The 23956-nt window shown below is 33.4% G+C and carries 24 protein-coding genes; 14 read left to right on the top strand and 10 right to left on the bottom strand.

The window, feature by feature from the left end:
- The gene (locus tag AA089_RS04570) at positions 1–654 is read left to right on the top strand and encodes an alpha/beta hydrolase (protein WP_046755745.1); all 654 of its coding nucleotides are present in this window, start codon (positions 1–3) and stop codon (positions 652–654) included.
- 155 nt (positions 655–809) lie between these two features.
- On the opposite strand, the gene AA089_RS04565 is transcribed toward AA089_RS04570, so the two are convergent.
- Both AA089_RS04565 and AA089_RS04560 read right to left on the bottom strand, forming a co-directional pair.
- The gene (locus AA089_RS04565) at positions 810–1331 is read right to left on the bottom strand and encodes a hypothetical protein (RefSeq protein ID WP_046755744.1); all 522 of its coding nucleotides are present in this window, start codon (positions 1329–1331) and stop codon (positions 810–812) included.
- 26 nt (positions 1332–1357) lie between these two features.
- The gene (locus AA089_RS04560; protein WP_046755743.1) at positions 1358–2125 is read right to left on the bottom strand and encodes an MBL fold metallo-hydrolase; all 768 of its coding nucleotides are present in this window, start codon (positions 2123–2125) and stop codon (positions 1358–1360) included.
- Between the two features lie 165 nt (positions 2126–2290).
- Between AA089_RS04560 and AA089_RS04555 the strand changes: the two genes are divergently transcribed.
- On the top strand, positions 2291–3754 hold the full coding sequence (locus AA089_RS04555; RefSeq protein ID WP_046755742.1) for a TonB-dependent receptor: 1464 nt from the start codon (positions 2291–2293) through the stop codon (positions 3752–3754).
- 94 nt (positions 3755–3848) lie between these two features.
- Entirely contained in the window at positions 3849–4337 is a 489-nt protein-coding gene (locus AA089_RS04550) for a CIA30 family protein (RefSeq protein WP_046755741.1), read from the top strand.
- A 418-nt stretch (positions 4338–4755) separates the two neighbouring features.
- On the opposite strand, the gene bcp is transcribed toward AA089_RS04550, so the two are convergent.
- The gene (bcp, locus tag AA089_RS04545; RefSeq protein ID WP_046755740.1) at positions 4756–5217 is read right to left on the bottom strand and encodes a thioredoxin-dependent thiol peroxidase; all 462 of its coding nucleotides are present in this window, start codon (positions 5215–5217) and stop codon (positions 4756–4758) included.
- A 46-nt stretch (positions 5218–5263) separates the two neighbouring features.
- Here bcp and AA089_RS04540 point away from each other — a divergent pair, with 46 nt between their 5' ends.
- On the top strand, positions 5264–5932 hold the full coding sequence (locus tag AA089_RS04540) for an endonuclease III domain-containing protein (protein WP_046755739.1): 669 nt from the start codon (positions 5264–5266) through the stop codon (positions 5930–5932).
- A 638-nt stretch (positions 5933–6570) separates the two neighbouring features.
- Here the strand turns inward: AA089_RS04540 and AA089_RS04535 are convergent.
- Positions 6571–7152 carry an RNA polymerase sigma factor gene (locus tag AA089_RS04535; RefSeq protein ID WP_046755738.1) on the bottom strand — a complete coding sequence of 194 codons (582 nt, stop codon included), beginning with the start codon at positions 7150–7152 and terminating at the stop codon, positions 6571–6573.
- A gap of 306 nt (positions 7153–7458) precedes the next feature.
- Between AA089_RS04535 and uvrA the strand changes: the two genes are divergently transcribed.
- Positions 7459–10239 (top strand): excinuclease ABC subunit UvrA, encoded by a 2781-nt coding sequence (gene uvrA / locus AA089_RS04530; RefSeq protein ID WP_046755846.1) that lies wholly within the window; start codon positions 7459–7461, stop codon positions 10237–10239.
- 225 nt (positions 10240–10464) lie between these two features.
- Here uvrA and AA089_RS04525 read toward each other — a convergent pair whose 3' ends face one another.
- Positions 10465–11775: a phosphatidylserine decarboxylase gene (locus tag AA089_RS04525; RefSeq protein WP_046755737.1), complete on the bottom strand. Its 1311-nt coding sequence runs from the start codon at positions 11773–11775 to the stop codon at positions 10465–10467.
- A 157-nt stretch (positions 11776–11932) separates the two neighbouring features.
- On the opposite strand from AA089_RS04525, the gene AA089_RS04520 reads away from it, so the two are divergent.
- Positions 11933–12448, top strand: a complete 516-nt coding sequence (locus AA089_RS04520) for a GNAT family N-acetyltransferase (protein ID WP_046755736.1) — start codon at positions 11933–11935, stop codon at positions 12446–12448.
- A 128-nt stretch (positions 12449–12576) separates the two neighbouring features.
- On the opposite strand, the gene AA089_RS04515 is transcribed toward AA089_RS04520, so the two are convergent.
- Together AA089_RS04515 and AA089_RS04510 are read right to left on the bottom strand one after the other, a co-directional pair.
- Positions 12577–12756, bottom strand: coding sequence for a hypothetical protein (locus AA089_RS04515; protein WP_046755735.1), 180 nt, complete (start codon positions 12754–12756; stop codon positions 12577–12579).
- A 111-nt stretch (positions 12757–12867) separates the two neighbouring features.
- Positions 12868–15021, bottom strand: coding sequence for a TonB-dependent receptor (locus AA089_RS04510; protein WP_046755734.1), 2154 nt, complete (start codon positions 15019–15021; stop codon positions 12868–12870).
- Positions 15022–15478: 457 nt separating this feature from the next.
- Between AA089_RS04510 and AA089_RS04500 the strand changes: the two genes are divergently transcribed.
- The 5 genes from AA089_RS04500 to AA089_RS04480 all read left to right on the top strand — a co-directional run bounded on the left by AA089_RS04500 (position 15479) and on the right by AA089_RS04480 (position 19589).
- The gene (locus AA089_RS04500) at positions 15479–15739 is read left to right on the top strand and encodes a DUF6576 domain-containing protein (protein ID WP_046755732.1); all 261 of its coding nucleotides are present in this window, start codon (positions 15479–15481) and stop codon (positions 15737–15739) included.
- Positions 15739–16287 (top strand): metal-dependent hydrolase, encoded by a 549-nt coding sequence (locus tag AA089_RS04495; RefSeq protein WP_046755731.1) that lies wholly within the window; start codon positions 15739–15741, stop codon positions 16285–16287. The genes AA089_RS04500 and AA089_RS04495 overlap by 1 nt, the downstream gene beginning before the upstream one ends.
- 655 nt (positions 16288–16942) lie before the next feature.
- A complete protein-coding gene (locus AA089_RS04490) occupies positions 16943–17200 on the top strand; it encodes a hypothetical protein (RefSeq protein WP_046755730.1) in 258 nt (85 codons plus the stop codon).
- Between the two features lie 85 nt (positions 17201–17285).
- A complete protein-coding gene (locus tag AA089_RS23475) occupies positions 17286–18824 on the top strand; it encodes a TlpA family protein disulfide reductase (protein WP_162200409.1) in 1539 nt (512 codons plus the stop codon).
- 66 nt (positions 18825–18890) lie between these two features.
- Positions 18891–19589, top strand: a complete 699-nt coding sequence (locus AA089_RS04480; RefSeq protein ID WP_046755729.1) for a lysoplasmalogenase — start codon at positions 18891–18893, stop codon at positions 19587–19589.
- On the opposite strand, the gene AA089_RS04475 is transcribed toward AA089_RS04480, so the two are convergent.
- A complete protein-coding gene (locus AA089_RS04475) occupies positions 19586–20869 on the bottom strand; it encodes an NAD(P)/FAD-dependent oxidoreductase (protein WP_046755728.1) in 1284 nt (427 codons plus the stop codon). The genes AA089_RS04480 and AA089_RS04475 overlap by 4 nt on opposite strands.
- Before the next feature lie 107 nt (positions 20870–20976).
- Between AA089_RS04475 and AA089_RS04470 the strand changes: the two genes are divergently transcribed.
- From AA089_RS04470 to AA089_RS04460, 3 genes are read left to right on the top strand one after another with little or no spacing between them, the layout of a single operon-like run.
- The gene (locus tag AA089_RS04470) at positions 20977–21471 is read left to right on the top strand and encodes an RNA polymerase sigma factor (RefSeq protein WP_046755727.1); all 495 of its coding nucleotides are present in this window, start codon (positions 20977–20979) and stop codon (positions 21469–21471) included.
- Between the two features lie 3 nt (positions 21472–21474).
- On the top strand, positions 21475–22101 hold the full coding sequence (locus AA089_RS04465) for a hypothetical protein (protein ID WP_046755726.1): 627 nt from the start codon (positions 21475–21477) through the stop codon (positions 22099–22101).
- Positions 22102–22127: 26 nt separating this feature from the next.
- Positions 22128–22397, top strand: a complete 270-nt coding sequence (locus AA089_RS04460; protein WP_046755725.1) for a hypothetical protein — start codon at positions 22128–22130, stop codon at positions 22395–22397.
- Between the two features lie 69 nt (positions 22398–22466).
- Here the strand turns inward: AA089_RS04460 and AA089_RS04455 are convergent, their stop codons facing one another.
- Positions 22467–23270, bottom strand: coding sequence for a lysophospholipid acyltransferase family protein (locus AA089_RS04455; protein ID WP_046755724.1), 804 nt, complete (start codon positions 23268–23270; stop codon positions 22467–22469).
- A gap of 38 nt (positions 23271–23308) precedes the next feature.
- On the bottom strand, positions 23309–23956 hold the full coding sequence (locus AA089_RS04450; protein ID WP_046755723.1) for an NUDIX hydrolase: 648 nt from the start codon (positions 23954–23956) through the stop codon (positions 23309–23311).

Below are 23956 nucleotides of genomic sequence, written 5' to 3'. Positions count from 1 at the left end.
ATGCAAGCTAAAAAACTATCACTTCATCATATTATCAGAGCGCCAAAAACAGCGACTGAAAAATCACCAGTTTTGTTATTATTTCACGGTTACGGAAGTAATGAAGAAGATTTGTTTTCGTTTGCTGCTGAATTGCCCGATGAATTATTCATCATTTCGGTTCGTGCGCCAAGAGATTTACAACCATATGGCTATTCTTGGTATGATATTCATTACACCGCAACTGAAAAAATAAGCAATGACGAACACGCTGTAGAATCGCGCGATGCTGTTGCTAATTTTATTGATGAAGTTGTTGAAAATTATCCTGTTGATGGATCAAATGTGACACTTTTAGGATTTAGTCAAGGAACAATTCTGAGTTATGCGGTGGCATTTACCTATCCTGAAAAAGTAAAAAATGTAGTAGCATTAAGTGGTTATTTGAATCATAGAATCTTTGATTTCAATCCTGATAAAGATTATAGTTCCCTAGATTTTTACAGTTCGCATGGAAGTGTTGATCAAGTAATTCCTGTAGAAGCTGCACGATTGATTACGCCTTTTATGGAAGAACACAATTTGAAACATGTATACGAGGAATTTCCTGTGGGACATGGTGTAGCGCCGCAAAATTTCTATTCATTCAAAGCTTGGTTAGAGAAGCGAATTTAAGTTTCTATTTAAATCGAAAAAATACGTCTGTCACGAGTTCACGAATGATCAAGGAAATATTATTTGTGTAGATATCTGTAATAAAATCCTGAATGTATCTTGAAGAACTAATATCTAACAGCGTTAGCGATCTACTTTCTAACAGCGTTAGCGATCTATTTCGTATACTTATTATACAATACTTCAGCAATCGTTTCAAAAGTTACGTTTTTATCTTTGTCTAATTCGTAGCGTAACATCATTTCTCCCCAATAACCGCTATCTGAAAAACTGCACAAAACCCATTTATGATTGATCACTTTTACTTTATCAACCACAAAAACACCTTCCATTCCTGCAAACGGAACTAACGGATTGTCTTTGGTTGCTGAATTTTTATCATAAATAACATCTGTAATGTGTTGTGACAAATCGCCTTCAAACTGATATTCGTCAAAATACTCCAATGCTTCGCCATTATTGGCCAACGAGAAATAACTTAAGTCAAAATTTTGATCTAACAACAACTCAATAGAATCGTTTTTAACTTTCATTTGCGATGAAATTTCATCACGCTGTGTTGTTAACTTTTCAATTTTAGTATTCAATTTTTCATACATTCTATTCGTATTTACATACTGATATAATGCTAGTAAAATCATGAAAATAAGCGCATAGCCTAAAATTCTCTTTCTCATCTGTGAATTTATATTGAAGTTTCTATTTATGTAACGTTGATTGTGAGCATATCGTACGACAAAAATACGTTTTCTGGCAATGTTTTGGAAACTTCTTCGTGAAAACCTAATAAATGACTAATATGTGTCAGATACGCTTTTTCAGGCTGAATGTCTTCAATAAATTCCAATGCTTCTTCTAATGAAAAGTGTGAAATATGTTCCTGAATTCGTAACGCATTAATAACCAAAACTTTCAAACCTTTCAATTTGGCTCTTTCAGCAGGTTCAATCGTTTTTACATCTGTTAAATAAGCAAAATCGTTAAAACGATAGCCAAACACTTGTAATTTGTAATGAAATGCATTAATAGGCGTTACCGTAACACCTTTTAAATCAAATGATTGATGATTTATTACTTCATGCTGAATCACACCTGGCGCACCTGGATATTTATTTTCTGTCGCAAAAATATAATCAAAACGGCGTTGCAATTCTCCAAATACACGTTTGTGCGCATACGTATCAATATCTCCTTGACGGAAATAAAACGGGCGAATATCGTCTAATCCTGCGGTATGATCGGCGTGTTCATGTGTAAACAATATTCCGTCTATATGGTGACAATTGGCACGTAACATTTGCTGTCGAAAATCGGGTCCGCAATCAATTACATACGTAGCATCTTCCCATGAGATAAGTACCGAAACGCGCAATCGTTTATCACGTGGATCATCACTCAGACATACAGGATGATCGCTTCCAATAATAGGAATACCTTGCGAAGTTCCTGTTCCAAGAAAAGTAACTTTCATCATATATTTGGCAATTTGTTCAAAATCAGGTCTATTTTTAGTGCGATATGTTCAATTCATCGATCATTCTTCAAATTTAACTTATTATTTAACAAAAAACCCGAAATAATGTATTCAAAAAAATAAGGAATGCTTATTTTTGTGTGAAACAAATTCAAACTACGCATGGCTATTGTCTACAAAGGCGACACGAATTTAGAAAATGTCCCTTCACTAAAAGCGAAAGCATTACGAATAAACTTAAACAGCCAAATCTACGGTACATTCGCTGAAATTGGTGCTGGACAAGAAACTGTTCGTCACTTCTTCAGATCTGGTGGAGCTTCTGGAACTATTGCAAAAGCAATGAGTGCCTACGATAAGGATTTTAGTGATGCAATTTATGGTGTTGAAAATGATCGACGTTACGTGACAGAAGCACGCCTAAAAAAGATGTTGTCGCACGAAATGGCATTGTTAGAAGATCGTATTACACGTGAAAAACATCCTGATAAAATGTTTTTCTGCTTCGCTAATACGGTAGCAACTATCGATTTTGCTAAGAAATACAAAGGTCATGGTTGGATGGGAATCAAATATCAAATTGATCCTGAACAAGAATATAACGAAATTATCTTGCATGTTCGTTTTCATGAAAATGATGCAAAATTACAGCAAGAAACGCTTGGTACGATGGGCGTAAATTTAATCCATGGCGCTTTTTACAAATACAACAATCCAAAAAATCTTCTAAAATATTTATACGATCACATCGATAAAGATAAAATTGAGATTGATACTATCAACTTCTCTGGACCACAATTTGAAGATGTTGACAACCGATTGATGAGTTTGCAACTATTGAAAAATGGTATGACAGAAGCCGTTATTTTTGGTCCTGATGGAAACAATATTCTTCCTGCACGCTTATTATACAAGAAAAATGTACTTACGCTTCGTGGAAGTTTTCGTCCTGTAACAAAAGTAAATATGGATATGTACCAAAAGTCATATGATATATTTATTAGAGAGAATAAAGTAGAAGAAGCAAAAACAGTAGTTTTATTTGAAATTACCCTGTCAAATCTTCGAGCAGAAGGAGAAATTGACGAACAAGATTTTATGGACAGAGCACAATTACTCGGTTCACTTGGGCAAACAGTCATGATTTCGAACTTTAAGGAATATTACAGATTAGTCGACTACTTCTCTAACTACACCAAAGAACGTATGGCATTAACGATGGGCGTAAATAACCTCGTTGATATTTTTGATGAGAAATACTACCGTCATATAAGTGGTGGAATTTTAGAAGCTTTTGGAAAACTGTTCTATAAAGATTTAAAAGTATACTTATATCCAATGCATCGCAAGGAAACTGGCGAATTGGTAAACAGCAACAATCTAAAAGTACATCCACGTATGAAAGAATTGTACAAATTCTTTAAATACAACGGAAAAGTGGTTGATATTTTTGATTTTGATAATAACATTCTTGATATTTTCTCTCGTAAAGTATTAAAAATGATTGCAAATAATGAAGAAGGTTGGGAAACGATGTTACCTGATGGAGTTGCAAAAATTATCAAAGAGAAAAACCTATTTGGGTATTTAGCTCAAAATCAAAACGAATTGATAGAAAACAAATAACATCATATAAAAGCTCCTCTCTAGGAGCTTTTTTTATACGCTTCAGATCTTGACTCGATTTTTAATCTTAGCTTCAGTTTTAATTACAACTATAATGAGTTTACAACTATTTAATTTTACAAAAAACAGTGATATCTCCAATTGGTATATTGTCAATGATGGCGTTATGGGCGGAATGTCCCAAAGTACGTTTTCACTGAATGAAAATGGTGTTGGCGTTTTTAAAGGAAACGTGTCACTTGAAAATAATGGTGGCTTTTCTTCTGTTCGTTATGACATTGGAAAAACTGAAATTTCTGAGAAAACAACGCTAGTCATTCGCTTAAAAGGAGATGGAAAGCAATACAAATTTAGACTCAAAGAAAATCAAGATGATCGTCATACATTTACGACACAATTTGAAACTTCTGGCGATTGGGAAACGATTGAAATTTCGCTAAACAGTTTATATCCAAGTTTTCGCGGACGTACGTTGGACATTGGAAACTTTTCTGCAAGTACTTTTGAAGAACTCGGTTTTTTAATTGCAAACGGAAAACAAGAGTCGTTTCAGTTGGAGTTGGATTTTATTGAATTGAAGTAGAAAGTTGGAACCAAAACGCTTTTATATGTAAATTATTCTCGATATAATTCTTGTCTATTCCGCTTACGCGATTACACAAAAACCACATTAAAAAATTGATTTATAAGCAAATCTCGATACAACGAATCACAGATTCGCCACTCAATTTGACGATTATTACTTCAAAGTACATACTAATATCATTTCGCACCTGATACGGAATCCACTTGTAAACACTATTGATTCCTGCCTACGCAGGAATGACAACAAACATAAAAAAAACAGACGCTACACTAATGTAAAGTCTGTTAATTATATTTATATACGAATCTTGTCATTCCGCACTCGTTGCGGAATCTACTTTGAAGTATATTGGATTCCTGTCTTCATAGGAACGACATCTCGACTGCGCCCGATGTGACATATCCATATCTAGGAGTTATCCTACTAAATCCAAAATTTGTTCGGCGTGTGCTTTCGTTTTCACTTTATCAATCACGTGCTCAACAACACCTTCTTCATTGACTAAGAATGTTTTACGATGAATTCCATCATATACTTTTCCCATAAATTTCTTTTCGCCCCAAACACCAAAAGCTTCAATAACTTCTTTGTTTTCATCTGCTAGTAATGGAAAAGGAAATTCGTATTTGTTCTTAAAATTGGTTTGTCTTTTTTCAGAATCTGCGCTTACGCCTACTAATTCAAATCCTTTGCTTTGCAATTCGGCATAATTGTCTCTCAAATTACAAGCTTCAGCCGTACAACCTGGCGTACTTGCTTTTGGATAAAAGAAAACGATTAATTTTTTTCCTTTGTAATCTGATAAAGAAACTGCGTTTCCATCTTGATCATTCACTGTAAAATCAGGCACTTTAACTCCTGTTTGTAAAGTATTCATAGCTTTCAATAATTTATTGATTATTTTTGTATAAAAATACTGAAAAATGACTAAACAAGAAAAGGTTCAGTTCGTAATTGACACTCTTGAAAGAATATATCCTGAAATTCCTGTTCCACTCGATCATAAAGATCCATATACATTGCTTATTGCCGTATTAATGTCCGCTCAAAGTACAGATGTGCGCGTCAATCAAATTACGCCATTATTGTTCGCGGAAGCAGATAATCCGTATGATATGATTAAACTTTCGGTAGAAGAAATTAGAGAAATTATTAAACCTGTTGGCTTGTCGCCTATGAAAGCAAAAGGAATTCATGGGTTGTCACATATTTTAATAGATAAACACGATGGGAAAGTGCCAAAAACGCTGGAGGAATTGGAAGAATTGCCAGCTGTAGGACATAAAACTGCCAGTGTCGTAATTAGTCAAGCTTTTGGAATTCCTGCATTTCCAGTCGACACACACATTCACAGATTAATGTATCGCTGGAATTTAACCAACGGAAAAAATGTGGTACAGACAGAAAGAGACGCAAAACGTTTATTTCCAAAAGAAAAGTGGAACGATTTACATTTACAAATTATATGGTACGGTAGAGAATATTGCCCAGCACGCGGTTGGAACTTAGACAACGATATTATTACAAAAACAATCGGTAGAAAAACGGTAATTGACGAGTATATGAAGTTAAAAACGAAAAGAGGGAAATAGTTGGTTGTTGGTTGTTATTCGTGAAGCTGTTTGGTTAAAATTTATCAATACTTCTGAATTTGTAATTCAACTGCTTTTGGGTCTTGGGTTTTGGGTTTTGGGTTTTGGTTTTTGGTTTTTGGTTTTTGGTTTTTGGTTTTTGGTTTTTGGTTTTAAAAATGTTAGTTTTAAATGTTTCATCCAAATGCAAACTACTAAACTTATAAACACAGAAACTGCCTTTATTGCTCTATGTTCTATGTTCTATGTTTAATTGAAACTAAATTTTACATTTAGCATTTAGCATTCAACATTTATAATTTCAAAATTCGTTATTCGTGAAGTGAAATAGCAAGTAATTTTTCAATCATTAAATCTTTGAATCATTAAATCCTTGAATCATTCAATCAAAAAAAGTGAATAAAAATAAAAAGACTCGCAGCTAACGAGTCTTTTCCAAAGTTTAGTTGAGAAGCGTTTCAAACTTCATCCTTTTGTAATTAATAACACTTAAAGCCTTAGAATAGTTCAATAAAAAGTCTATTGTTTCCTTTTTAGGCAACATATTTTTCTTTTTAAATGAACTTTTAGTGTAATTTTTCGCCATACGTCGGTTTTTATATTTAAAAGAACAACGTACAGATTTTTATTTTATTGTATTAGTTTGTTAAAACTATATTATGCTTGTCTATAACTTTACGTAAATTAATCAATGCATAACGCATTCTTCCCAATGCTGTATTGATACTTACGCCTGTTTTTTCTGAGATTTCTTTGAAGCTTAAATCTTGATACATACGCATCAACAATACTTCTTTCTGATCTTCAGGAAGTTCGTCAACCAAGCGACGCACATCGCGTTCTACTTGATTTTTGATAATTTTTTTCTCCGCATTTAAATCGGTATCACTTAGTACTGAAAAAATATTAAAATCGCCATTGTTGTCATACTTTGGCATTCTATTGTTTTTTCTAAAGTGATCAATTACCAAATTATGAGAAATACGCATAACCCAAGGTAAAAACTTACCTTCTTCATTATAATTCCCTTTTTTGAGTGTTTTAATTACTTTGATAAAAGTGTCTTGGAAAATATCTTCTGTAATATCTCTATCCAAAACTTTCGAGTATATAAAGCTGTATATACGCTGTTTGTGACGCTCAATTAAAACGCCAAGTGAACATTCGTCACCTTTAATGTAATTAGATACCAATATTGAATCTTGCAGAATCTGTGCCATAGCATTACTTTTTGTACTTGATATTTATCGAGGCTGATAAATTTGTTTAAATTTTTAAAAAGTAATTTTTTTGCTATATACAGTTGTTTTGTAGTGATTATTAATAAATTCAAATATAGTAAGAATCGTTAAAGAAATGCAAATAAAATCAAATATTTTAACATTTTCCTTGAATTTACTGACTTGAAACGGCTTTTTGCAATCATACTTTATGTACTTTCTTTATACATTTACAATAATTCTTTACCTCAAATTCATTTTATTTCGAGTATTAAAAGCAGTATCTTTGCAATTATTTTTTTTCCAATGACACAAGATCTTGCTACAGTAAATCCAAAAGAAAATATTATTATCAAAGGTGCAAAACTGCACAACCTAAAAAATATTGATGTGGTCATTCCGCGCAATAAATTGGTGGTTATTACTGGACTTTCAGGTTCTGGAAAATCTAGTTTGGCGTTTGATACCTTGTATGCCGAAGGACAACGACGTTATGTAGAAAGTTTATCCTCATATGCACGACAGTTTTTAGGACGTTTACACAAACCAAAAGTAGATTATATCAAAGGAATTGCGCCTGCAATTGCCATTGAACAAAAAGTGAATTCTACCAATCCACGTTCTTCTGTAGGAACTACAACAGAAATTTACGATTACCTAAAGTTATTGTTTGCTCGTATCGGACAAACCATCTCTCCTATTTCTGGCGAACCTGTAAAAAAACATACGGTTTCAGACGTTATCAATTATGTAAAAACATTTGATGAACGCAGCAAACTATTATTGCTTGCGCCTGTAACTGTTCCCGAAGGAAGAAGTGCTTTTCATACCATCAAAGTATTGGCACAACAAGGATATGCAAGAATTAAGAAGAATGATACTATTGTCCGCATTGATGAAATTAATGAAGATTTTCAAGAAGCATTCTCGTTGGTTATTGATCGAATTGTAGTTTCACATGATGAAGATTTTTACAATCGTTTAGCAGATGCGGTACAAACTGCTTTTTTTGAAGGAAAAGGCGAATGTTATATCGAAACAGTTTCAGATCAAAAAAGTGTGCATTTTAGCAATAAATTTGAGTTGGACGGAATGAAATTTCTCGAACCCAATGTACATTTATTCAGTTTTAACAATCCATATGGCGCATGCCCAAAATGTGAAGGTTATGGCGATGTTATTGGTATTGATGCAGATTTAGTCGTTCCAAATACAGGACTTTCTGTGTATGAAAACGCTATTTTTCCTTGGCGTGGCGAAAGCATGAGTTGGTACAGAGATCAATTGGTAAACAATGCGTATCATTTTGATTTTCCAATTCATAAACCTTGGTTTGAGTTGACAACAGCACAAAAGAAACTCGTTTGGGATGGAAATACATATTTTGAAGGATTGCATCAATTCTTTTCTTTCTTAGAAGAAAAAAGTTATAAAATACAGAATCGTGTGATGTTATCACGCTACCGTGGAAAAACCAAATGTGCTACTTGCGAAGGGAAACGACTTCGTAAAGAAGCAAATTATGTGAAAATTGATGGAAAAACCATCACAGATTTAGTGGTATTGCCATTAAACGAATTGGTTGTTTTCTTTGATGAATTGAAACTAAGTGAACACGATCAAAATATTGCAAAACGTTTATTAAAAGAAATTAAAAACCGTTCGACATTTTTAACGAATGTCGGATTGGATTATTTAACCCTAAATCGTAAATCGAATTCACTTTCGGGTGGAGAATCGCAACGAATTAACTTGGCAACTTCCTTAGGAAGTAGTTTGGTGGGTTCTATGTATATTTTAGATGAACCTAGTATTGGTCTGCATCCAAAAGACAGCGAACGTTTGATTCAAGTATTACTTTCACTACGCGATTTAGGAAATACGGTGATTGTAGTAGAGCATGATGAAGACATTATGCATGCCGCAGATGAAATTATTGACATTGGACCTGAAGCTGGAACGCATGGTGGACATGTCGTTGCGTTTGGCGATTATGAAACCATTTTAAAAGCGGATTCGTTGACTGCAAAATACCTCAACAAAACCATTAAAATCGAAGTTCCTGAGAAACGTAGAACTTCCAATCAGTTTATAAAAGTAGTTGGCGCACGTGAAAATAATTTGAAAAACATTGATGTCACTTTTCCACTAAACATGCTTACAGTTGTAACAGGTGTTTCAGGAAGTGGTAAAAGTTCGTTGGTGAAAAAGATTTTGTATCCTTCTATGTTGAAAGAAACTGGTGGATATGGCGAAAAAGCAGGTCAATTCACGAAATTAGAAGGAAAATACAGTTCGGTAAAACATATTGAATTCGTAGATCAAAATCCCATTGGACGTTCTTCACGATCGAATCCTGTGACCTATATTAAAGCATATGATGACATTCGTGCGTTGTATGCAAGTCAGAAATTATCGAAAATTCGCAATTATAAAACCAAACATTTTTCATTCAATGTAGATGGCGGACGCTGTGAAACTTGCAAAGGAGAAGGACAAGTTACGATTGAAATGCAATTTATGGCAGATGTACATTTGGAATGTGAAACTTGTGGTGGAAAACGTTTTAAAAAGGAAGTTTTAGAAGTTACTTTTCAAGATAAAAACATTGACGATATTTTAACAATGACGATTGATGATGCAATGGATTTCTTTACGAAACATGAGCAAACAAAAATCTATCGCAAGCTAAAACCATTACAAGATGTTGGCTTAGGTTATGTTACGCTCGGACAAAGTTCGTCAACACTTTCTGGTGGAGAAGCGCAACGTATTAAGCTTGCATCGTTCTTGGTAAAAGGAACTACAAAGGAGAAAGCATTGTTTATTTTTGATGAACCGACAACAGGATTGCATTTTCACGATATCAAAAAGTTATTGAAATCATTTGATGCGTTGATTGAAAAAGGACATTCGATCATTGTGGTAGAACATAATATTGAACTCATCAAATGTGCGGATCATATTATTGATTTAGGTCCATCAGGTGGAAAAAATGGTGGAACACTTGTTGCATCTGGCACACCAGAAGAAATTGTAAAAAATAAAGCTTCTTTTACAGGAAAATACCTAAAAGAGAAGTTATAAATAGAGTTGTAAAATGCTCCTATTTTTTAGAAAATAGAAAAAATAAAAAATGGTATTAAGCTAAAAGAGGCTGTCTGAAAAAGTTTAAAAAAACGTCAATCTGAATTCAATTCAAAATCTCATCATACTGATTTTCAATGAGTATGAGAAACCGAATCAAGTTCGGCTTGACGAAAATTTAGCTTTCAAACAGCCTCTTTTTATGCATTGTAGTCAATTCGCTATTTACTTTACATATATAGCTGTTTGTCCGTATTGGAAGTGAATTGGCACATGTCCTGGATCGTTCTTGAACATGTATAAATCTTTTTGTGGTTTTTCAAATAACATGATGATATCTGAGCCACCGAATCTGAATTTCCCAAATTCTTTTCCTTTCACTACTTTATCGCCCTTTTTGATCAGTTTTTCTTTCGGAACTCCATTTGGTGGATTGTCAGCCGTGTACATCATTACACCTGAAACTTGTGCCATCCCGATAGGAAGTACCGCAACTTTTCCGACATCTTTGCCGCCATCTAAAATGACCAAACCGCGTGCTTGTTGAAATTCGTAACCATCTCCTCCTCCATCTGGAGCGTCCCATTGTCCGTCAGAAGTCATTTCGACATTTAAAAATACTTTTCCTTGAATGTCTTTAATTTCTAAAATTTCTCCTTTGACTGGCGTATGAAAACGGTGATAATCATATGGGCCTAAGAAATAATGTACAAATGTTCCTCCATTGAAATCTTTGGCATATTTGCTTCCGTCTAGTAATTCTTTGACTGTTCCAATAGTATGTGTATGTTTTAAACGATCTGTTGTCTTTTTCCCATCGGAATCTACTACATTTCCTTTTTTATCTATAGCATACACTTCTTTGTATGTACAATCGGCTGGCGCAACAATAGTTGTATTATCGTTTGGTGCTGCAATTGGACGCAATGGCGAAATTCCTGTTTTTGCATCTGCATTGTTAAATTCTCTATAAAAGAACTCATTAAACGTTGTCCAACTTTCAGAATTGTCTCCGTATAAAGGATAATTATACATTGGATTGTGTCGGAATGAATAGTAACTTTCTTTGGTTAAAGATTCTTTGGTATCTAAAAATGCGCCCCATGCAATAGCAAATTTCTGCAACCACTTTGCAAATTTTGGAAAACTCTGCATTGAAAGTTCTGATCCTTCTACTTTTTGATCAACTAACCAATAAAATTGACATAATAAATCGTATACTTTTTGGTTGTAACCGTTAGAAGAATCGGTGCTTTTCCAAGCATTCGGATAGTTTGGATCGTCGCTTTCGTCTGGAACCAAACGCACATACATGTCTAAATAATCATAATAGTGCTCAATTGTCGTTGGCCATGCATTTCCATTAAATTCGTCATTAAAAGCATTGTACAAGTCTGAATTTAAGCTGTCTTTTGCAGCAATACATGCAGCATTCAATGAAACGAGTAACGCATCTTTCATATCTTTATTTTTGCGAAGTAACTTGTCTAAATCCTTTACTATACTGCTATGTTTTAATCCTTTTGGGTTTTTCATAATTGTTGTTTTGGTTTGATGGGTAAATTTTACAATTCAAATGTATGATGAAAATTAATCCCGTATAAGCGTAGTAGTATCCTAATTTAAAAAACACGTATAATTGCGTACTAAAAAGTATTTCGATTATTTTTATGGTTTAATTTGAAACGTTACAATGACGACAATTCGTGAAGCGACTCTCAACGATGTGGAACGTATCATTACTCTTGGTACAAAGACACTTTTAGACACTTATTTGGCAACAACTCCTGAAAAAGCTGTACGCTCTTTTGCGGCACAAGTTTTTAACAAAGACACCTTGAAAGAAGAAATTCAAAGCAATACCGTCTTTTATCATCTTATCTTTCATGAAGCTACGTTGGTTGGCTATTCTAAAATTGTTTTGGATACTGAATCTGAACATATTCCGCAACAACCCATTACAAAGTTGGATCGCTTTTACATATTGAAAGAATTTCATGGGAAGAAACTGGGACAACAATTATTTGATTTCTTTGTCGATTTTGCCAAACAAAAACAGCAATTAGGCATTTGGTTGTATGTATTAATTGCAAACGAACGCGCTGTCAATTTTTACACAAAAAACAACTTTCAAGTCGTTGCTTATCATGATTTTGTGGTTTCTGAAACACATACGAATCCGAATCATGTGATGTTTTTAGAGTTTTAAAATATGAAATTTGGACGATGGTAAAATAATAGTAAGCTCACTACTTAATACTGACTTCTATATACTTTTTATAACACTTACTATAGAAAAAGCGACCCGAAGATCGCTTCCCAATTAATTTGTATGTATTAGTTGCACAAGTTTGGCACTAAACTATCACAATTTACTCTACAATGATATGGCGCAACCGAGGTAAGTCCTGGGCCTGTAGAACATGGATACGTGGCACCACCTGTAATGGTTTCACTCGCAAACGAGGAAATTAGCTTTTTTTGAAGTTTTAACGTGGTTACATTTCTTTTTTTCATGATTTTTCTTTTAATATTTATAGAAATTTACGAAAATCATAACGCAATCTGATACGGTAAAACCTTACTTTCTAAAGATCTAAAATTAAAACATTTAGCAAAAATTCTGAATTAAAGCGTATCTAACTGATTGCTCGTTTTGTCATCACTAATTGTCCAAAAGAAACCGACAAAGAAAAACTGATCTTGCGCAGGACGCTGCGTCATTCGCTGAAATACGCCGTTTACGTCTGGTTGGTTTGCATATTCGTAGCCAAATACATTTCGTACACCTAACGGATTTGACACCGAAAAATACAGTATTTTTTGTGGCGAAATTAAGTATGCCCAATTCACACTTAAATTGTGAAAATCTTTGGTGCGTTCGCTTAAAAATCCGGTTGTATTTGGATTTGTGTACGATCTTCCTGTGGAGAAATTATAACTAAATCCTATTTGACTTTTCCACTTGTCAACCCAATGCTTTGTAACTAATGAAAAGTTGTGTTTTGTTGCAAAATTTGGCATGGCTTCCGTTGGGAAATTTTCAAACTTTCGCGATGTGTCTAAGTACGAATAGGAAATCCAATAATCTACATTTTTGATACTTTTATTATCTCTCCAAAAAATATCTAATCCTGTGGCATGTCCAAAACCATCATTCGTAAAATCGGTTCCAAACTGTGGTAAATTGCCCGAAAACGTAATTAAATCGTTGTATTCTTTGTGATACACTTCCGCGCGAAATGTTCTATCGTTTTTTGTATATTGATAATTTAAGATATAATGCGTTGCATTTTCTGGCTTGAATCCTGTGTGAAATTTTAAATAATTATTGTTCGGATTTTGATAAAACTGTCCAAATGTAAACGAAACCTGATCTTTTTCAGAAGTCTTATACGCCAATGAGAATCGTGGTGAAATGGTCGTTTCATTTAAAATATCTGCATGATCTAATCGAATTCCCGCCTTAGCAGCAAACTTTTTAGAAAAGAAAATATCTGCTTCCGCAAACGCGCCAATCAAATCACTATTAAAACCATATTCGATTTTAGAAACGTTCGGATTTTCAAAGGCTTCATCAAAATTTGTGGTAAAATATTCAGCTCCGAAACTCAATTTGAATCGATTGCTAAAGCTCTTTTTTAACTTTGTTTTGAAGTGAAACGAATTTTCTAAACTATTGATTTTATCATCAATAATTCGAATTTTAGAATTGTCTCTCGTGTAACTCATTCCCGAAGTAATTGCCCAATTTTCGCCAAAAACTCCTTTGTACGAACCGTTCATATACAAATTATTATTATTCAGCTTAAAACGAACCAATTCATCAAAATTGATACTTTCTTGATCGAGTTCAAAGTCTGTAATATCAAAAGCCGTATAAAATTTGAACGTTCCATTTTCAAAATGATGACGAAATACACTTTCTCCTTGTCCGCCTTGAAATGGTTTTATCCAATCGTTACGATCTGGAAATAGTTCCAAATACGGCGCTAAGTTGATATACGAAGTACTAAAACTTACCGAACCATTTTCCCACTTTTCAGTGTGTCCCAACGCGCCACCAACCGTCATAACGGAAATGTCTGTTTTTTCTTGATCGGGTTCGTTAATTGTATTTAATTCTAAAATTCCTGATAATGCTTGCCCAAATTCTGCCGAATATCCACCAGTGGAAAATGTAATTCCTGTAAACAGAAATGGCGAATAGCGTCCACGCGCAGGAATGTTATTGGTTGTGTTTGTGTAGGGTGTAAATACTCGAATTCCATCAATGAAAATTTGTGTTTCGCCGCCGCCGCCGCCACGTACAAATAAACGTCCGTCTTCTGCAACCGTACTTGTCCCTGGCAAGGTTTGTAATGCACCAATCACATCGCCTAATGCGCTCGCCGTCGTAACAATGTCTAACGGTTTTAGCGCAGTTACTTTCGCGTTATCGCCTGCTTCAAATGATCCTGCACTTAAAATTACGGCATTTAATGCATCTACACTTTCGCGAAGTTTGATGGTTATATTTTTCATTTTTGAAACGTCTAAGCTTATTTCTTTCGTTTCAAACGATAAAAAAGAAACGATGATGATTTGTGTTCCTTTTTCTTCGGTTGTAAATGTAAATGCGCCTTTTTCGTCTGTTGACCCGCCATCGTATGTCCCTTTCAGATACACATTGGCACCAAAAATAGGTTCGTTAGCTTGGTCAGTAATAATTCCTGAAACCGTATGTTGTCCGTACAGAAAAACTTGAAAGAGTACACAAGTGAGAAGTATTATTTTTTTCATGATTGATATTTGTTATACTTGATTGATGATGGGGCAAATCTCTTACGAAATGAAGTTTTTACGAAAAAGAAAGTTCTCAATTGTTGTAATTTTGGGATGAATTGTACTAGCGAAGATTTTTTTATAGAAATATCTAAATATGAGTTCTAAATTATTAGTTAGAGTTTCTAAAGAAGTTTTTACTTTCGTTTTCTTTGCTTTCCCAAAGAAAAGAAACAAAAGAAAGGGAATTTTTCCAGAGGTATTTTTAGTTTTTCTATCGAAAACTAAAACCATAATTGTTTTCCTAAATTTTTTCCAAGGATTCAAAAATTTTTAACGGAAAACATTTACTATACTGCGGAAAAAGGGAACCAAAACGGAATGATACTATTTGGTACATTTTTTATTCTAATTGCACAAAAAATAGAATTGTTGTAATTTTGAATCTATACAACTGTTAGAAGCGTTACCATTTATGAATTTGATGCCTTATATTTCCATTGCCGTTATTGGTGTATTTTTATATATTATTTTTAGAAAGAAATCTGGAACTAGTACTTCCTTTTCAGGGAGTTCTTCACAGAAGTATCAAACGATTGATGATGAGTTTAATGCGAAGAAAAAAGCCAAACAACAACAAATTGATCGTATTCTGGAGAAGATTAATGCTAAAGGAGTAGACAGTTTAACTAAGCAAGAAAAAAGCTTGTTAGACGAATATTCTAACTCCAACTAATGGCTTCTATTTTTGGTCATGCGTTAGTGGCTTATACGATAGGAAAGGTATCTTCTATTAAGTTACATCCCGTAAAACTTTCAATATTATTAATATTTTGTGCTGTGATTCCTGATGCAGATGTCATCATGTTTAGTTTTGGCTTTCCGTATGAACATCCATTAGGACATCGTGGATTTTCGCATAGTATTTTGTTTGCGTTTCTTCTTTCGTTTGTTATTAGAGCTATTTTTTACAGAAACGTGAAGTATTTTTCCAAAACAGGAATTGCGCTCTTCTTTATTTTCTTGATTGCAACATTATCACATAGTTTTTTAGATGCGTGTACCAACGGAGGTCGTGGTGTTGGTTTTTTTATTCCATTTGACAATCATCGCTATTTTTTTTCATGGCGACCTATTTTGGTTTCTCCGTTAGGTGCTGGTAATTTTTTTAGCAAATGGGGTTGGCGTGTTGTACAGAACGAAGCTTTTTATATTGCACTTCCTACTATTTGTATTTTAGCATTCCATTATGTCGTACAGAAATATATCCTAAAACGGCGCTAATTTGCTTGTAAAGTAAACGAAACATGCTATTTAATGTGAGTTCGATATAAGTGATTCTATTCATATTTGTAATTGAGTTGAGAAACTCCTTACTAAAAACCACATTTTCAGTGTTTTATTTTCATTTTAGCTCATGTGATTTCTATTTTATTAAATAGGAATTCGTGAATCTTCGATTTCTTTGCCTTCCCAAAGAATACTGAATCAAGTTCAGCACAGGCATCAACAAAAGAAAGGGAACTTTTAGTTCATGCATACTTATTTCAAATTAAGGAATTCATGAATGTAAACATTTCCAGAGATATTTTTAGTTTTTCTTTCTGAAAAAAACTAAAACCGCATGAATTTCCCTAAATTTTTTCCAAGGCTTCAAAAATTTTTAACGGAAAATCCCTACTATAATTCGGAAAAGAAAAGTATCGAACTAAATTTTTCACGTCGAACTTAGATTATTTATTTTAAATTGAAAATCAAAATTTAAGCGCATCCTCTTACTTTTTCAGACGATTTATTCGTATATTTAAGCAAACCTACTTATTTCTCTCCCGTTGTTTTTTCAAAAAACGAATTAAAGAAAACTTTTCGCGAAAGTTAGACTGAACACTTGACAGTCTATAAATGCTCAGGTACGAAAATAATTTTTAACTTATCAACCATGTTGAAAAACATTTTAAATTTAGAAAATGCTCGTTTGTTAGACAAAAAAGAGCAAAAAGAAATCTTAGGAGGAAGAAATGAACTTACCCAAGCTGATTTTGATCAGTGTAGATTATGGACAACTAATGCTGATGGTACTGGCGGAAGTTGGTCTGGTTACGTAACATATGCGCAAGCATCTTCAGAATGGAATGGAACAGAATATAGTGATGGAAGTATTGCAACAGGATATTGTTGTGCTAGCTGTCCTTTCTAGAGCATAGTAAAAGTGATTTCCTTTAAAAGGGAAATCGCTTTTTTTCTTCTATTTCAAAACAAGTTTTCACTATTTTTACATGCGTATGTATAAATGTATTTTTGCCTTATTATTTTTATTTTTTTGCAGTTCATGTGCTCGCAATACAAATAAAGACACACAAGTTACTTCTGAAATTGCAGAAAATACTGAAAAATCCATTGTCAATACAGCTCCTGTAACGTTTATTATTTCTAACGATATGAAAGGAGAATTTGTATCAATTTACCGAAATCTTTCATTACAATCATTTACAGCAGAAAGACATCTGTACACAAAGAAAAAGAGTGATACAATTCAGTTTGCTATTGACAAAGCTGAAATCGTATATGTAGCCTCAAAGTTTACAACAAAAGATACTTTACGTGTAAAAAATGGCGATACTATTTATCTTGCATTGAACCGTAAACAATTGAATATTAGCAATGCAACAGTTTTAGAGCATTTTAAACTCAGTACTGATACTATAGATTCACTTCGCAATTCGTTTTATTATATTGATTACAAATCGCCTTTCAAATTACAATCAAATACGTATCAAAAGTTAGATCCGATATTTCCGTTAAGAATTAATCACGAAAATTTTAAAAATAAACCTGTTGCATTGGTACAACTTGCAACTACTTTGGTCGATCGGTATAAAATGTTAGCGAAAACTTATGATTCACTTGGCAACAAAACACCTTCATTACGTCCTCTCTATTCATTATTGAAAGAAGAACTGAATTATGAAACGTTTTTTGAGTTGAACAGACTCTATAATTATTCAAAAAACGAAGACCTTAAAAAGATCATTACTTCTGATCTGTTTTTCAATGAAAATACTATTGATGAACATACATTGTATAAAAAGCTAAATGTTTTTATTGGAAAGATTATTCTTGATGGAAAAAGAATAAGAGAAAAGTCTAAACTTAAAATGGATTATAAAACTGCTTTCGAGGTCATTCCAAAGTATTTTCAACATACAGAGTTGATTGCCGCCGCTAAATTTGTTGCTATCAATGGCGATGCAATGCAAGGCGCTTCAAAAGAAAGCTTGAATAATATGATAGAAACGTTTAACAATGAATTTTCAAACGAAACCTACGCTACTTATTTTGAAAAGATAGCCGAAGATTATGGACTTTCTAAAAATATAAGTTCTCAGGACACTGAAAATGTACATATTGTAGATATTCATGGAAAAACAACACAGCTTGATTCTTTTATAAATACCAACAAAGGAAAAGTAATTTATATTGATTTTTGGGCAAGTTGGTGCGCGCCGTGTAGAGCCGTCATGCCAGATTCAAAAAAACTAGGAGACTTGTATAAAAACAAAGATGTGGTTTTTGTGTACATTTCTATTGATCGCAATAAGGAAAGTTGGAAAAAAGCGGTAGCAGCAGAAAATTTAGAAACATCGACTGCAAATTTTTTATCTACAAATTACACAAGTGCTACATTTTTTAAGGAACTCTCAATCAAAACGATACCGAGATATCTTTTATTTGATAAAAATGGCAAACTCGTTCATCAAGATGCTCCTGGACCTGATAGTGCTGAAATTAAAAATCTCCTTGACAAATACTTACTTAAATAGCGCATTCATTTTGTACTATTTTTTTTACTAACTTACAGTGCTTTTTTGAAGCAAGTAATTTATCATATGAAGTTTTTTAAAGTCTTTCTTTTTTTATTCTTAGTAAATCTTTCTTTAGACATTTATTTTAATAATGCTAAAGAATTTTATGATTTAAGACTTTTTACGAAACCATTAATTACGATATTTTTAGCTGTTTTTTTCTATGTAAATAGTTTGAAAATGGCATTAAGAACCAGAGTTATTATCCTGTTGGCATTGTCCTTTTTATGTGCTGGCGATATTATTTTGTTAGAAGACACACCTTTTTATTCCTTTTTGACAGGTTTGTGTTTGTTTTTAGCTGCATTGCTTCTATACTCTTTTCACTTTTACAGAGAAACTACGTATGATATTGATCGTTTACTACCATTTTTAGCTGCCTCTTTATTGATTTCATTAACACTAATTTATTTAATGTATGATGGATTGGGTTATATGCTAATTCCTGTAATGGTTTATATTTCTGTAGTTTTAAACTTGATGAAGATTGCCTTTTTGCGCTTAAAAAATGTGAATAAGATCAGTTATATTTTAGTATTTGTCGCTGCCATTTGTTTTACAATTGCCCAAATTATTATTGGTCTTCACTCGTTTCACAAAGCCATTCCGAATAAAGATATTTTTATCATGCTTTTTTATGGAATATCGCAACTGCTATTCATCTTTGGTATTTTGGTAACAGAGCACACGGAACATCATCATAAAATTACGGCTAAAAATTAAAGCTTACGCGTCTTTTTATAAGGTCTGATAATTAATCGGGCTTCTCTGTCAAAACGGATGTAATTGTAAACCCAATTTACGAATACAATCATTCGGTTTCGGAAACCTATTAAAAAAAATAAGTGTACAAACATCCATACAAACCACGCGAAGATTCCTTGAAATTTAAAGTTTGGCAAATCTACAACAGCTTTGTTTCTTCCAACAGTTGCCATAGAACCTTTATCATGATACACAAAAGGTTTCATTTCTTTACCTTTCATTTTTCGCAATAAATTTTTTCCAAGATGTTTTCCTTGTTGAATGGCTGGCTGTGCCATCATTGGATGTCCATATGGATACAATTCATTTTTCATGCACGCAATGTCTCCCAAAGCATATACATCTTCAAATCCTTTAACTCGGTTAAATTCGTCAACAACCATTCGATTTCCTCGCACAATGAAATCTTCGCCATCCAAACCTGCAATTGTGGCGCCTTTTACACCTGCTGACCAAATTAAGGTTGCTGTTTTAAAGTTGATATCGGTATTGGTCGTAGCCCAATCGCCATCATAATTGGTCACGCGTAGTTCTTTCCAAACCTCAACACCTAATTCTTGCAAATAGTCTTCTGCTTTTTCAGATGCTTTTTCACTCATGGCAGGCAATATTCGATCGGAACCTTGCACTAAGTTGATTTTCATTTGACGAATATCTAAATCAGGATAATCTTTAGGTAAAATTCCTTTTTTTATTTCTGCCAAAGCGCCTGCTAACTCCACACCTGTTGGTCCAGCGCCTACAATGACAAAATTCATCAATGCATTGCGTTCTTCTAAATCAGAAATTAGTAAGGCTTGTTCAAAGTTTTCGAGTATTAAACTGCGTAGATTCAGCGATTGCGGAATCGTTTTCATAACCATACTATGCTTTTCGATAGCTTCATTTCCAAAGAAATTTGTTTTCGAACCGGTTGCAATCACAAGTTGATCATAATTGATGTCTCCAATATCGGTACATACACATTTTTTTTTAGTATCAACTGAACCTACATTTGCTAAACGAAAGTAAAAATTTGAATAGTTTTTGACAATTTTACGAATTGGATATGCAATAGAATCGGGTTCCAATCCGCCAGTAGAAACCTGATACAGAAGTGGTTGAAAAGTATGATAATTATGTCGATCCAATAATACGACTTGTACTTCTTGTTTTCCTAACTCTTTTGCCAACGAAATGCCAGCAAATCCGCAACCAATAATTACTATTCTTGGAAAACTCGTTCTTGGTATGTTCATAAAATATCCCTTTTAACACTACAAAAATACAGCTTTAAAAAACTTTTCTAAAAAATATGTAACATATTTGTACAACAGAATACATATAATCAAATAACCATCAAGAATTGAGCAAAGAACTCGAACATAATTTTGTAACAGAACTAGAACGTAACCAGAATATCGTTCACAAAGTGTGTAGAATTTACACTTCTAACAAAGATCAGCACAACGATCTTTTTCAGGAGATTACGATACAACTGTGGAAAGCATATCCGAAATTCAGAGGCGATTCAAAGTTCAGTACTTGGATGTACAGAGTAGCACTAAATACAGCTATTACTCTATATAGAAAATCCAAAAGATCAGTAAAGACACAAGATTATGAAAGTGTTATTTTCAAAATAACATCCGAGGATTATGATGACACTGAAGAAGAACAGTTAAAAATTATGTATAAAGCCATCAAGCAATTATCAGATATTGAAAAAGCCTTGATTTTCTTATACTTAGAAGATAAAAATTATAAAGAAATAGCCGAAACAATTGGTATTACTGAAGTAAATGCAAGAGTGAAAATGAATAGAATTAAAACCAAATTGAAGAAGATTTTAAATCCATAACCCATGGAAGAATTAGACCTATTAAAAAAAGATTGGAAGAAGCAAGAGGAAAATCAGCCTAAGCTTTCCTACAACGATATTGACAAAATGACGCAGAAGAAATCTTCTTCTTTAGTCAAATGGATTTTTTACGTGAGTTTGTTTGAACTCGGATTTGGAATTGCCATTGTGATTCTTGCCTTGTTTATTCAACCTGACTTAATGAGCGACTCTACCATGCCAGCTTGGCTCAATTGGTTTTGCTACGCATCCTCACTGGTTGTATTTTATTTTATTTATAAATTCTTTATGAATTATAAAAAGATTTCTACAACGAACTCCATTAAAGATTTAATGCAAAATATTATTACCACACGAAAAACGGTAAAACATTATATTGTATACAGTTTAAGTGTCATTGCTTTTACCATTTGCGTAGCGTTTCCTATCGGTTTTATTGAAGGAACTGGCGGCATGGAAAAGTTTTCTGCGGAAGCTAATATTACAAAGTATTTATTACTTGCTGTAGTTACCATTTTATTAGCCTGTGTAATTGTAGCCTTATTTTACGGAGTATATTATTTACTATATGGGCTTTTAACTAAAAAGCTGAAACGTAATTATAGAGAATTAAAACAAATGAAATCATAAAACCATTACCAAAAAAATTAACAATTATGAAAAAAATAGCATTTTTACTCCTGTGTCTTACTTTTAGTGTATCAGTAAGCGCGCATCAGCAAACAACAACATTTTCTAAAGAGATAGCTTCTAAAACATTTGCTTTGGAAAGTTCTGAAGCCTACGCAGCAATGTATACAGGTGGAAATGGTGGAATTATTCAATTGATTTACAACGCTTTTTACAAGCTTGGAAGTTTTGTTTCTTCTTCTTTAAATGATGATGAAACACCAAGTACGGATAGCGAAACAAATACAGAAAATTAAAACTAGGATATTTTTATAACAAAAAAGGATGCATGTAGTATGCATCCTTTTTTATTTGATAGTTTCTTTCTAGTATTCCCATTTTCGTTTTTCATTGAGTTCTTCCATGGCTTCAAGTTCTTCTTGAGGAATTACTTTTAAAAATGATGGATGTTGCTCTATGGCATATTCTATTTTCTCAATAATTGCTTCTACACTTTCGTTCTCATAATCAATTTCTAAAGGTTCTTTTATTTCCATAGATTGAAGAATTCCTTTCTTTTTGATACGAAGTCCTTTCCGGTCAAACGATCGCCTAAAACCATCGATAACAATTGGTACTACAATAGGTTTATAGCGTTTAATTATATGTGCTGTTCCTTTTCGGATTGGTTTCCATGGTCGTGTTGTTCCTTGTGGAAATGTAATTACCCAACCATCATCCAATGCAATTCCTATATTAGAAATATCGCTCATTTTTACCTGACGGTTTACTTCTTCTCCATTGGCTCTCCAAGTACGTTCAATACTTACCGAACCAGCATATGCAAGAATTTTTGGCAACAACCCAGATTTCATGGTTTCTTTTGCAGCCACATAATAAATATTCAGTTTCGGATTCCATAAATATCCAACATTTTTGATAGAATCTCCTCTTCCACTCAAACTTGCATTAAACACGTGAAACATAGCCACAACATCTGCAAAATATGTTTGATGATTGGAAACAAATAATACATTCGTATCTGGCAAGTTTTTTAATATTTCAGAACCTTCAATCTTCAATTCATTAAAACCGCGGTAACGTCTATGCGTCATTGTTCCTGCAATTCTAATCAACCATTTTTTCAAAAAAAGTATATGTCCGAAAGGATTTCTTTTGAATAATCCCATGTATTTTTAATTTTAAGCGAATTACAAATCTACAAAAACTAATTTGAAATGGCTTCTAGAATGATATCTTTAACTTCGCTCAACATCATTGCTGTAGCTCCCCAAACTACCTTTTCATTTAGGTAAAACGCTGGCACATTGATCGCTGTAGCATACGAAGTCGTTATTTTTTTTTCAATTGTAGACGCTTCCGACAATAAATCTTGAAGAGAGACTTCTAAAATTGAGGCAACTTCAGATTCTTGTGGAATAAATATAGGCGTATCATACACAACACCAATATAAGGCTGTACCATAAAATTACTTGGTGGAATATATGTTGATGTAATTTCACGAATTACGTTGACCGTATGTTGCGGAATTCCAACTTCCTCTTCGGTTTCACGCAATGCGGTAACTTCTAAAGTTTCGTCTTCCAATTCTGCCTTTCCACCTGGAAATCCAACTTGATTAGAATGTACACCTTCATACGCTCTTCGCAAAATTAAAACCAGCGTAGTTTCATACGTATTGTTTGGATAAAACAATGCCATCACTGCTGATTTACGAGCATTTTTCATACGTTCTTGCATATCATTTAATGCTTTTTGACGCATTTTTGGCGCCATTTTTAACTGTGAAGAAAGGCCTGGAAGCGGTATTTTTGCTATTTTTGGTACTATTTTTCTAAAATTATCAAAATTCAT

Origin of the sequence: Kordia jejudonensis (assembly GCF_001005315.1) — a bacterium.
Taxonomy (GTDB): Bacteria; Bacteroidota; Bacteroidia; order Flavobacteriales; family Flavobacteriaceae; genus Kordia; species Kordia jejudonensis.
Note: the sequence above shows the minus strand (reverse complement) of the source record. Positions and strands in the feature narration are given on the sequence as shown.

Bases quoted from the DNA above. Each gene is read 5' to 3' on its own strand.
- AA089_RS04500 (WP_046755732.1), top strand. From the start codon at position 15,479: ATGAATTTGATGCCTTATATTTCCATTGCCGTTATTGGTGTATTTTTA.
- AA089_RS04480 (WP_046755729.1), top strand. From the start codon at position 18,891: ATGAAGTTTTTTAAAGTCTTTCTTTTTTTATTCTTAGTAAATCTTTCT.
- AA089_RS04510 (WP_046755734.1), bottom strand. From the start codon at position 15,021: ATGAAAAAAATAATACTTCTCACTTGTGTACTCTTTCAAGTTTTTCTG.
- AA089_RS04455 (WP_046755724.1), bottom strand. From the start codon at position 23,270: ATGGGATTATTCAAAAGAAATCCTTTCGGACATATACTTTTTTTGAAA.
- AA089_RS04495 (WP_046755731.1), top strand. From the start codon at position 15,739: ATGGCTTCTATTTTTGGTCATGCGTTAGTGGCTTATACGATAGGAAAG.
- AA089_RS04515 (WP_046755735.1), bottom strand. From the start codon at position 12,756: ATGAAAAAAAGAAATGTAACCACGTTAAAACTTCAAAAAAAGCTAATT.
- AA089_RS04540 (WP_046755739.1), top strand. From the start codon at position 5,264: ATGACTAAACAAGAAAAGGTTCAGTTCGTAATTGACACTCTTGAAAGA.
- AA089_RS04475 (WP_046755728.1), bottom strand. From the start codon at position 20,869: ATGAACATACCAAGAACGAGTTTTCCAAGAATAGTAATTATTGGTTGC.
- uvrA (WP_046755846.1), top strand. From the start codon at position 7,459: ATGACACAAGATCTTGCTACAGTAAATCCAAAAGAAAATATTATTATC.
- AA089_RS04570 (WP_046755745.1), top strand. From the start codon at position 1: ATGCAAGCTAAAAAACTATCACTTCATCATATTATCAGAGCGCCAAAA.
- AA089_RS23475 (WP_162200409.1), top strand. From the start codon at position 17,286: ATGTATAAATGTATTTTTGCCTTATTATTTTTATTTTTTTGCAGTTCA.
- AA089_RS04560 (WP_046755743.1), bottom strand. From the start codon at position 2,125: ATGAAAGTTACTTTTCTTGGAACAGGAACTTCGCAAGGTATTCCTATT.
- AA089_RS04525 (WP_046755737.1), bottom strand. From the start codon at position 11,775: ATGAAAAACCCAAAAGGATTAAAACATAGCAGTATAGTAAAGGATTTA.
- AA089_RS04555 (WP_046755742.1), top strand. From the start codon at position 2,291: ATGGCTATTGTCTACAAAGGCGACACGAATTTAGAAAATGTCCCTTCA.
- AA089_RS04490 (WP_046755730.1), top strand. From the start codon at position 16,943: ATGTTGAAAAACATTTTAAATTTAGAAAATGCTCGTTTGTTAGACAAA.
- AA089_RS04550 (WP_046755741.1), top strand. From the start codon at position 3,849: ATGAGTTTACAACTATTTAATTTTACAAAAAACAGTGATATCTCCAAT.
- AA089_RS04465 (WP_046755726.1), top strand. From the start codon at position 21,475: ATGGAAGAATTAGACCTATTAAAAAAAGATTGGAAGAAGCAAGAGGAA.
- AA089_RS04450 (WP_046755723.1), bottom strand. From the start codon at position 23,956: ATGAATTTTGATAATTTTAGAAAAATAGTACCAAAAATAGCAAAAATA.
- AA089_RS04520 (WP_046755736.1), top strand. From the start codon at position 11,933: ATGACGACAATTCGTGAAGCGACTCTCAACGATGTGGAACGTATCATT.
- AA089_RS04535 (WP_046755738.1), bottom strand. From the start codon at position 7,152: ATGGCACAGATTCTGCAAGATTCAATATTGGTATCTAATTACATTAAA.
- AA089_RS04460 (WP_046755725.1), top strand. From the start codon at position 22,128: ATGAAAAAAATAGCATTTTTACTCCTGTGTCTTACTTTTAGTGTATCA.
- AA089_RS04565 (WP_046755744.1), bottom strand. From the start codon at position 1,331: ATGAGAAAGAGAATTTTAGGCTATGCGCTTATTTTCATGATTTTACTA.
- bcp (WP_046755740.1), bottom strand. From the start codon at position 5,217: ATGAATACTTTACAAACAGGAGTTAAAGTGCCTGATTTTACAGTGAAT.